Annotated in this window: 3 protein-coding genes and 1 pseudogene; 3 read left to right on the forward strand and 1 reads right to left on the reverse strand. The window is 54.0% G+C overall.

Features of this window, described 5'->3' with window-relative positions; genetic code table 11:
• The first annotated feature begins 4 nt into the window (after positions 1–4).
• Positions 5–3,054, forward strand: a pseudogene (gene ydiJ / locus B880_RS25245) (D-2-hydroxyglutarate dehydrogenase YdiJ).
• A gap of 26 nt (positions 3,055–3,080) precedes the next feature.
• Here ydiJ and B880_RS0119100 read toward each other — a convergent pair.
• The gene (locus B880_RS0119100; RefSeq protein ID WP_017349061.1) at positions 3,081–4,163 is read right to left on the reverse strand and encodes a GlxA family transcriptional regulator; all 1,083 of its coding nucleotides are present in this window, start codon (positions 4,161–4,163) and stop codon (positions 3,081–3,083) included.
• Between the two features lie 542 nt (positions 4,164–4,705).
• Here B880_RS0119100 and B880_RS25250 point away from each other — a divergent pair.
• Both B880_RS25250 and B880_RS0119110 read left to right on the forward strand, forming a co-directional pair.
• Positions 4,706–6,085, forward strand: a complete 1,380-nt coding sequence (locus B880_RS25250) for an MFS transporter (RefSeq protein WP_017349062.1) — start codon at positions 4,706–4,708, stop codon at positions 6,083–6,085.
• 69 nt (positions 6,086–6,154) lie between these two features.
• Positions 6,155–7,207 carry a proline racemase family protein gene (locus tag B880_RS0119110; protein ID WP_026042776.1) on the forward strand — a complete coding sequence of 351 codons (1,053 nt, stop codon included), beginning with the start codon at positions 6,155–6,157 and terminating at the stop codon, positions 7,205–7,207.
• The last annotated feature ends 262 nt before the right edge of the window (positions 7,208–7,469 follow it).

Genomic DNA, 7,469 nt, shown 5'->3' on the forward strand with positions numbered 1-7,469 from the left:
GTCTATGTTAATCGCGACATTAAAACCCAATGATAATCCTCTCTCCTCACTTTACCATCAGTTTATTGCGGAAATTCAACGTCAGGGATTTAGCGGCGAAATAGAAATAAACCACGCAAACCAGATTATTTTCTCTACCGACAACTCTATTTATCAGCGACTACCTAAAGCGATTTTTTTCCCGCGTGATAATCGTGATGTGGTGATAATCACCCGCTTGATGGCACAGCCCGGTTTTCATGAGATTGTTATTTCACCTCGCGGCGGTGGTACTGGCACTAATGGGCAGTCGCTGACGCAGGGTATTGTGGTGGATCTGTCGCGTCATATGAATCGCATCCTTGAAATCAACCCGGATGCGCGTTGGGTGCGGGTGCAGGCGGGGGTGGTAAAAGATCAGCTAAACGCCGCGCTGCGCCCTTATGGCCTGTTTTTCGCCCCCGAGTTGTCTACTTCCAACCGTGCCACGCTGGGCGGAATGATCAATACCGATGCCAGCGGTCAGGGCAGTTGTACCTATGGAAAAACGCGCGATCACGTGCTGGAACTGGATATGGTGTTGGCCGGAGGTGAACAATTACACAGCCAGCCGCGCAGCGCCGCCGAGTGGTCAACGCTGGAGCGCCAGCCAGGCCCGGTCGGCAGAGTGCACCGAACGGTGCGTAAGATTGCCACTGAGCAGGCGCAGCTGATTAAAGATCATTTTCCCCCACTCAATCGCTGCCTGACCGGTTACGATCTCGCCCACATTGCCACCGCCGAAGGCGGCTTTAATCTCAACAGCGTGCTGTGTGGCGCGGAAGGTACGCTCGGGCTGCTGGTTGAAGCGAAACTGAACGTACTGCCAATACCGCGATTTTCTGTACTGGTGAACGTCCGTTACGCCAGTTTTATGGATGCCCTGCATGATGCCCGCGCGTTAATTGCCCTGAACCCGCTCTCCATTGAAACCGTTGATTCTCGCGTGCTGCTGCTGGCGATGCAGGATATCGTCTGGAACAGCGTGGCGGAGTATTTCCCCCAGCAGGCCACGCCGACGCTGGGCATCAATCTGATTGAATTCAGTGGCGATGATGAGCAAGAGGTCAATCAGCAGGTTGAGCACTTTATCTCGCACCTACAGCAGGACACCACCACGCTACGGCTGGGTCATACCTGTGCGGTCGGCCATGCCGCCGTAGAGCGCGTCTATGGCATGCGCAAACGCGCCGTTGGCCTGCTCGGTAACGTGAGCGGTGAAGCCCGGCCGCAGGCGTTTGTTGAAGACACCGCCGTGCCACCTGAGCATCTGGCCGCTTACATCACCGAGTTCCGTGCGCTGCTGGACAGCTATCAGCTGCAATACGGCATGTTTGGTCACGTGGATGCCGGGGTGTTGCATGTGCGCCCGGCACTGGATATGAAAAATCCGCAGCATGCCGCATTAATCAGACCGATCACCACTGCCGTGGCAGCACTGACACAACGCTACGGCGGTTTACTGTGGGGCGAGCACGGCAAAGGCATGCGTTCCGAGTTTTCACCCCGGTTTTTTGGCCCACTCTATCCGGCGTTGCAGCAGATAAAGCAGGCGTTTGATCCCAACAACCAGATCAATCCCGGCAAAATTGCTACGCCCGCTGATAGCTCCTCGCCATTGGTGAAGGTGGATGGCGTACCGACACGCGGCGAATATGACCGCCAGATTGATGAGCGAGTGTGGCAAAGTTTCGGCGCAGCTATGCACTGTAACGGCAATGGCGCCTGTTACAACGCCGATCCTGACGATGCCATGTGCCCCAGTTGGAAAGCCACGCGCGATCGCATTCATTCACCGAAGGGGCGCGCCTCGCTGATGCGCGAGTGGCTGCGCTTACAGGGCAACAGCGGCATTGATGTGCTGGAGGCGGAGCAGCACACGCCTGGCGTAGGTGCCACAGTAAAACGCTGGTTCAATACGCGCAGCGCCGCCAACAACAGTGATTTTTCCCATCAGGTCTATGACGCCATGGCCGGTTGCCTCGCCTGTAAATCCTGTGCCGGGCAGTGTCCGGTGAAAGTCAGCGTCCCGGAGTTTCGCTCTCGCTTTCTTAATCTCTATCATCAGCGCTACCCACGTCCCCTGCGTGACTACCTGATCGGCTCTCTGGAATTCACCCTGCCGTGGATGGCAAAAATACCGGCGATTTATAATCGGCTGATGAGCGCTAACTGGCTAAAATCTTTGCTGAAAAACCGGGTGGGCATGGTTGATAGCCCGTTGATCAACACGTTTCCCCTCGCAGGTCTGATGAAGCAGTGGGAGGTGAAAACCGCGACGCCGGGGGCGCTGGCACGCCTGAGTGCAACGGAAAAAGCGCGCAGTGTGATTGTGGTTCAGGATAGCTTTACGCGCTTTTTTGAGCCTCAACTGTTAGCCACCTTCATTGAGCTGGCTACCCGCATTGGTTTCCAGGTCTGGCTGGCCCCGTTAAAGGCCAACGGCAAACCGTTGCACGTACAGGGATTTATGTCGATGTTTAACCAGGTCGCACGCGGTAATGCGCAGCGTTTGTCTGCACTGGCACAGGCGGGTATTCCGCTGGTTGGGCTGGATCCGGCCATGACACTAACCTATCGCCAGGAGTACCTTAAAGTCCCGCAGGTCGGTGAGGTTCCTCCGGTGATGTTACCGCAAGAGTGGCTACTGTCAGCGCTACCGGACATAGCCACTACGGTAACAAACACCGTTTACCGCCTGTTACCGCACTGTACAGAGAAAACCAATGCCCCCGAGAGTGCAAAACAGTGGCAGGCGATTTTTGCCCGCCGCGGGCTGGTGCTGGACGTGCAACCCAGCGGATGCTGCGGAATGTCTGGCACCTACGGGCATGAGGCGCGTAACCTCGCAACCTCGCAACCTCGCAAACCATCTATTCTCTCTCCTGGTCACAGCAGGTCACCGGCCACAACACCAGCGAACCCCTGGCGACCGGCTACTCCTGCCGTAGCCAGGTGAAACGGCTGTCGGCGATTGCGCTCAGACATCCGTTGATGGTGTTGCTCGAACAGATCCGAAATGGCTGCCTGTGGTAGCCACAGCATGGTGGGCAAACGGCAAATCAGGCATGCCCACTGAACCGCTGTTTTTCATGGCGGTCAGTGAGTTTTTCAATTTCACGCCGGCGTTTGCGGTAATCATTCGGCGTTTCGCCATACTGTTTTCGGAACCACAGAATAAAGTGTGAAGCATCTGAGAAGCCGCAGTTAAGCGCCACCGTGGTAATACGCTGGCTGGTATTGACCAGCAGGTTTCTGGCGTGATGGATACGCAACTGCCGCCAGTAGCTGGCGGGCGTGCAGTTGGTATTGGCAAGAAATACCCGGTTGAGCTGACGTGGGTGCGATCCCACATGCTCGGCCACATCCTTGAGGGTAAAGTGCATGCCCAGATTAGCTTTCATAAAGTTAATTGACCGCTGCACCACGGCGTTTTTATAGACGTGCTCCTCCATGCTGTCCGATTTGACTGACTCATCCTCTTTTTTCGCTGCCGGAATGTCCTCCACCAGCAGATACTCCAGGCCCTTATGCGCACGGATGTCGCCACAGTGTTTACGGATCAAACTCGCCGCAAGATCGATGGCCGTACCACCCGGACAGGTAATGATGCCCTGATCATCAATATAGCTTTTGTCCATGACCGCATGGGCATCCGGGAAGCGCTGCCGGAACTCATCGACGATAGTGAAATGCACCGCACAGCGCTTCTTACGCAGCAGCCCGGCTTTACCCAGCACAAACGAAGCACTGCACATGCCAATAATCGGCGTGCCGCGCGCATGATAATCACGCAGCAGTTCCAGCAGGTATTCCGGTGGATCGCGCGTCTCTTCCAGTAACCCCCCGGCAAGCACGATATAGTCGTAGTGTTCGGTGTTGTTGAGCGCGCGCGTCGGCTCAATGCGCATTTCACAGCTGGCGGTAGCCGGTTTGTCATCTACCGACATCCAGTCCCACTGGCAGTAAATTTGGCGGCTGGAGAAGGAGACGTCAGCGGCAAAGCGCAGCGAATCGACAAACCCGGCCACCGGGATAAGGGTAAAACGGTTCATCAGGATGAAGCCCACTTTTAACTCAGGCTTACCTGGCAGAGCGATTTCCTGGCGTGCGGATGAAAGGGCGGGACTCGGGCTGCTAAACATAGTTAACACCTGTGCTGCGTCTTATTGTCACTTATATGTACCGTAAAGGGTTCTGTCACAGCTATTACATAAATCTCAGGAAGTATAACAAAAAAGACAACGCGCAAAATTTGTGATGAAAGTCACTTTTTAACCGCTTTTTGTCTGCCTCGTTATAGAAAAATGTGTAACAGCAAGATAAGCGGGACTTTCACGCCAGGGTTGTCTCAAATCTTCTGTCGCCGTGTCATGCGACAGAAGCGTGAAGAATGAACCGTTGTTTTTATCCCTCAATATTCCGCACCACGTTAATGCAAAGTTAATAGCGCGATCACATATCCACCGCGAGCCGGGATTAACTTATGTTAATTGTCCTTTTTTTTATATGGCATTATGTTGTCCGGTGCGAAAGTCTGCATCAGACGTAACATCCGTATAACACATCACACTCTATTACGGCGTACTTTTATATTCAGTTACGGATGAAATAAAAATCAATTTTCTTTTATCAGGCAAAGAAAACAAGACCTGCAATATAAATCGCTACGCTAGAGGTAATGCAAATGTCAAAGCACGTTAAAACCTCGCTGGAAGATGCACCGTTAAATAGCTTTCATAAAAAGTTAGCCGTGTACTCTTCAGCCGCCCCGTTTCTTGATGGCTATATTCTGAGCATTATTGGCGTGGTGATGTTACAAATCAGCACCGCGTTGCATTTAACCCCCATGGAAGAAGGCATGGTCGCCGCATCTTCATTATTTGGCATGTTCCTCGGTGGCTTTATCGGCGGCATTGTGACGGACAAACTGGGAAGAAAGACGCTGTATTTATTGGTACTGGTGTTTCTGGCGCTGTTTTCCCTCGGGCAGTTCTGGGTAACTTCCGCTGCCGCATTAATCAGCCTGCGTCTGCTATTAGGAATGGCCATTGGGGCCGACCATCCGCTGGCAACCTCACTGTTGGCTGAGTTTCTTCCCAAAAAACAGCGCGGCTCTATTCTGGCCAGTCTGGTGATGGTCTGGTTTATTGGTGCCGCCGCGGCCTATGTGGTCGGTGAAATCATTCTCCGCGTCGCGGGGGAAGATGCCTGGCGTTGGGCATTAGCCAGCGCCTTTGTTCCCGCTGCCATTTTCCTTTTCCTGCGCGTTGGCACCCCGGAGTCTGCCCGCTGGTTGATGAACAAGGGCCGGAAAGCAGAAGCTGATGCGGTGATCAAAAAAGTCTATGGCGCTGAGTTTTCCATTGATGATCTCCCGGAAAAACAGCATGGACATAACGTTTCCATCGGCCAGTTGTTCCATTCTGGTTATGGCAAGCGCATCTTCTTCGTCAGTATGTTTTGGACCTGCGCCATTATCCCGCAGTTTGCTATCTATGCCTTTGCACCACGTATTTTGCAAACCATGGGATTGACCGGTGAATGGGCGGCACTGGGCGCGGTCGCCATTACGTTGATGTTTGTCGCGGGCTGTTTAGGAGCAGTGAAACTGATCAATCCGTTGGGTCGCCGTAAGCTGTTGCTGCACAGCTTCCTGTGGAGTGGTTTAGCGCTGCTGTTACTGGCAATTTTCCCGAGCAGTGCCGCCATGGCAACCCTGGTCTTTTTCTGCGCCTATGCGCTGTTTATCGGCGGTGCTCAGGTGCTGGAATATGTGTATCCCAATGAACTGTTCCCGACAGAAGTGCGCGGTACTGCGGTGGGCTTAGCCACTTCACTCTCGCGTATTGGCGCGGCGGTAGGCACTTATCTGATCCCCCTTTCTCTCACTACGCTGGGGATCGCCAATACCATGTATGTCGCCTTCGGTATTTCGGTAGTGGGGTTTGTTGTCGCCCTGTTCATGGCCCCGGAAACCCGCGCCATGGATTTACACAACAGCAGTGTTATTGCGCCCGATGCGCAACCGGTAGCCGCACTCAAGCGCTCCGCAGAATTGAAGTAAGTTTGACCTTTAACCGGTTTTCACTTCGCAGGGAAACCGCACTACACCAAGATGAACAGGCAGGTTGCTATGGCTTTTAAAAGAACGATTCACGCGGTTGATACCCATGCCGGATGTCCAATGCGCGTGATTACCGGGGGCGTGCCGCATATTCCCGGCAACAGCGTATATGAGAAGATGCAGTGGCTGGAAGAGAATGACGATCAGTTGCGTAAGCTGATGCTGCGCGAGCCACGCGGCTACCCTGCTCACTGTTGTAATATTATTGTCCCGCCAAACGACCCAACCGCAGATGCGGGCTACATCATTATGGAGCAAATTGAGTATCCGGTGATGTCCGGCGGCAATACCATTTCGGTGGTGACAGTGCTGCTGGAGATGGGGATGTTACCGATGCAGGAACCGGTGACTGAACTGATTCTGGAGGCCCCGGCGGGTCTGATTAAAGTGTCTGCCCAGTGTCAGGATGGCAAAGTGAAAGGCGTGACATTTACCAACGTACCGGCTTTCGCCGTCTATCTTGATGCGATTATTGACGTACCACATTTAGGGAATGTGAAAGTCGACGTTGCCTGGGGTGGGATGTTCTACGTGATTGCGGATGTGCGCCAGTTCCCCGGCCTGGAGCTGACTTCCTCTCACGGCAAAGAGATCGCACGAATATCAGCCATGATTCGTCAGGCCGCCATTGAACAACTGCCGGTGGCGCACCCGGATTATCCGGGCGTTGGAATTACCATTTCACAGCTTTCCGGCCCCACTGACGATCCCAATGCCGACTGGCGCAATGTGGTGACCATGGCGTCAGGGACATTTTCCTGGGAGGACCCCACCACCTGGACAGGGGCCATCGACCGTTGCCCCTGTGGTACCGGCACCTGTGCCAAGATGGCCGTGCTGCATGCCAAAGGTGAACTGCCGCTGCATCAGGATTTCCGCCATCAGGGTATTCTCGGTAACGTGTTCACCGGTCGCCTCGTAGAAGAGACGTCGCTGGCAGGACGCACCGCTGTGGTCCCGACCATTACCGGCAAAAGCTGGATTTACGGTATCAATAACTATGTTCTGGACCACGACGATCCCTTCACCGAGGGCTTTATGGTTGGAGATATCTGGGCTTGATTGCACGCTGCTGAATATTCATTTTCCCTTTCAAATAATGGTGCCGGACATCCCCTCACCCCAGCCCTCTCCCGCAAGCGGGAGAGGGTGCCAGACCGGTGATGCATGTAATAGCGATGCCGTACATTCCCTCTCCCTTCCAGGGATAGGGTAGGTCTGTGAGCTATGCAGCCACAAATCGCACGGACGATGTCCCTCACATCACTGACATAAAGGCATGCACGATGTACCGCGCATCACTCACATGAAGGCACGAACGATG

It is taken from the genome of Pantoea sp. A4 (genome assembly GCF_000295955.2).
In the GTDB taxonomy this organism is placed as follows: Bacteria; Pseudomonadota; Gammaproteobacteria; order Enterobacterales; family Enterobacteriaceae; genus Pantoea; species Pantoea multigeneris.